Origin of the sequence: Kitasatospora sp. NPDC057198, assembly GCF_042670125.1 — a bacterium.
In the GTDB taxonomy this organism is placed as follows: Bacteria; Actinomycetota; Actinomycetes; order Streptomycetales; family Streptomycetaceae; genus Kitasatospora.
Genome location: NZ_JBHUWH010000743.1, coordinates 1 through 2430, shown reverse-complemented (window position 1 = coordinate 2430; position 2430 = coordinate 1). Strand labels below are relative to the sequence as shown.

Below are 2430 nucleotides of genomic sequence, written 5' to 3'. Positions count from 1 at the left end.
CGACGGCCTGCGGGTGCCCGGCGTCGGCGCCTTCGACCCCTGCATGCGGGGCCTCCCGGCCGTCCGCGGCGAGCAGGTCATCGGCCGCGGGCTGGCCGGCGGCCGCCCGGTGCTCGGCATCTGCGTCGGCATGCAGATCCTGTTCGAGAAGGGCGTCGAGCACGGCGTCGAGACCGCCGGGTGCGACGAGTGGCCCGGCGTGGTCGAGCCGCTGGACGCCCCGGTCGTCCCGCACATGGGCTGGAACACCGTCGACGCCCCCGAGGGCACCCGGATGTTCGCCGGGATGGACGCCGACACCCGGTTCTACTTCGTGCACTCCTACGGCGTGCGGCACTGGGTGCTGGAGACGCACTCCGAGAAGATCCGCGCCCCCAAGGTCGTCTGGGCCACCCACGGGCAGCCGTTCGTCGCCGCCGTGGAGAACGGCCCGCTGTGGGCCACCCAGTTCCACCCCGAGAAGTCCGGCGACGCCGGAGCCGCCCTGCTGACCAACTGGGTCGACACCCTCTGACGACGGAAGAGTCCTCCACACCATGACCAACCGCCTCGAACTGCTGCCCGCCGTCGACGTCCGCGACGGCCAGGCGGTCCGCCTGGTCAAGGGCGCCTCCGGCACCGAGACCTCCTTCGGCGAGCCGCTCGCCGCCGCCCTCGCCTGGCAGAACGCCGGCGCCGAGTGGCTGCACCTGGTCGACCTCGACGCCGCCTTCGGCACCGGCAGCAACCGCGAACTGCTCCGCGAGGTCACCGGCCGCCTCGACATCAAGGTCGAGCTGTCCGGCGGCATCCGCGACGACGAGTCGCTCGCCGCCGCCCTCGCCACCGGCTGCACCCGGGTCAACCTCGGCACCGCCGCCCTGGAGAGCCCCGAGTGGGTCGCCAAGGTCATCGCCGAGTACGGCGACCAGATCGCCGTCGGCCTCGACGTGGTCGGCACCACCCTGCGCGGCCGCGGCTGGACCCGCGACGGCGGCCAGCTCTACGACGTGCTGGCCCGCCTCGACGCCGAGGGCTGCGCCCGCTACGTGGTCACCGACGTCAACCGCGACGGCACCCTGACCGGCCCCAACCTCCAGCTGCTGCGCGACGTCTGCGCCGCCACCGACCGGCCCGTCGTCGCCTCCGGCGGCGTGTCGTCCCTCGACGACCTGCGCGCCATCGCCACCCTGGTGCCGGAGGGCGTCGAGGGCTCGATCGTGGGGAAGGCGCTCTACGAGCAGAAGTTCACCCTTGAGGAAGCCCTGGAGGCTGTGTCCCGATGACCGACGAGACCCCGACCACCGCCGCCCGCCCGTCCGAGCGGTCCCCCTACGAGGACCAGTACGGATTCTCCCGGGCGGTGGTGGCCGGGGACTTCGTCCTGGTCGCGGGCTGCACCGCCCTCGACGACAGCGACGCCGCCGCCGAGGGCGACCCGTACGAGCAGACGCTGGCCGCCTTCCGGACGGCCCTCGGCGCGCTCGACCGCTACGGACTCACCGCCGCCGACGTGGTCCGCACCCGGATGTACCTCACCCACGTCCGGGACCGCGACGAGGTCGGCCGCGCGCACAAGGAAATCTTCGACGGAGTCCGCCCGGTCACCACCATGGTGGTCGTCCAGGGCCTCACCGACTCCCGGATGATGGTCGAGGTCGAGGTCGAGGCCCACCGGCCCGGCCCGGCCCGCACTTCGGAAGGCACCCAGCCGTGACACTCGCAGTACGCGTCATCCCCTGCCTGGACGTGGACGCCGGGCGCGTCGTCAAGGGCGTCAACTTCCAGAACCTGCGCGACGCCGGGGACCCGGTCGAACTCGCCAAGCTCTACGACGCCCAGGGCGCCGACGAGTTGACCTTCCTCGACATCACCGCCTCCTCCGGCTCCCGGGAGACCACCTACGACGTGGTCCGCCGCACCGCCGAGCAGGTCTTCATCCCGCTCACCGTCGGCGGCGGCGTCCGCGCCGTCGAGGACGTCGACAGGCTGCTGCGGGCCGGCGCCGACAAGGTCGGCGTCAACACCGCCGCCATCGCCCGCCCCGAACTCGTCCGCGAGATCGCGCAGCGCTTCGGCCGCCAGGTGCTCGTCCTCTCGGTCGACGCCCGCCGCTGCCCCGAGGGCACCGAGACCGCCTCCGGCTTCGAGGTCACCACCCACGGCGGCCGCCGCGGCACCGGCCTGGACGCGATCGAGTGGGCGGTGCGCGCCGCCGAACTCGGCGCCGGCGAGATCCTGCTCAACTCGATGGACGCCGACGGCACCAAGGACGGCTACGACCTGGAGATGATCCGGGCCGCCCGCAAGGCCGTCTCCATCCCCGTCATCGCCTCCGGCGGCGCCGGCAAGCTCGCCGACTTCGCCCCCGCGGTCGACGCCGGCGCCGACGCCGTCCTCGCCGCCAGCGTCTTCCACTTCGGCGACCTGACCATCGGCCAGGTCAAGGAC

The 2430-nt window shown here is 73.3% G+C and carries 4 protein-coding genes; all 4 read left to right on the top strand.

Going from position 1 to position 2430, the window contains the following annotated elements:
• The coding region (gene hisH / locus ACFUEL_RS38515; protein WP_380242695.1) for an imidazole glycerol phosphate synthase subunit HisH at positions 1-514 on the top strand (514 nt) is incomplete at its 5' end.
• 22 nt (positions 515-536) lie between these two features.
• Complete coding sequence (gene priA, locus ACFUEL_RS38510) at positions 537-1265, top strand: bifunctional 1-(5-phosphoribosyl)-5-((5-phosphoribosylamino)methylideneamino)imidazole-4-carboxamide isomerase/phosphoribosylanthranilate isomerase PriA (RefSeq protein WP_380242693.1); 729 nt, start codon at positions 537-539, stop codon at positions 1263-1265.
• On the top strand, positions 1262-1696 hold the full coding sequence (locus ACFUEL_RS38505; RefSeq protein WP_123556549.1) for a RidA family protein: 435 nt from the start codon (positions 1262-1264) through the stop codon (positions 1694-1696). Before priA ends, ACFUEL_RS38505 begins: the two co-directional genes overlap by 4 nt.
• Positions 1693-2430 (top strand): imidazole glycerol phosphate synthase subunit HisF (gene hisF / locus ACFUEL_RS38500; protein WP_380242691.1); only part of this gene is annotated, 738 nt, incomplete at its 3' end. The genes ACFUEL_RS38505 and hisF, both read left to right, overlap by 4 nt.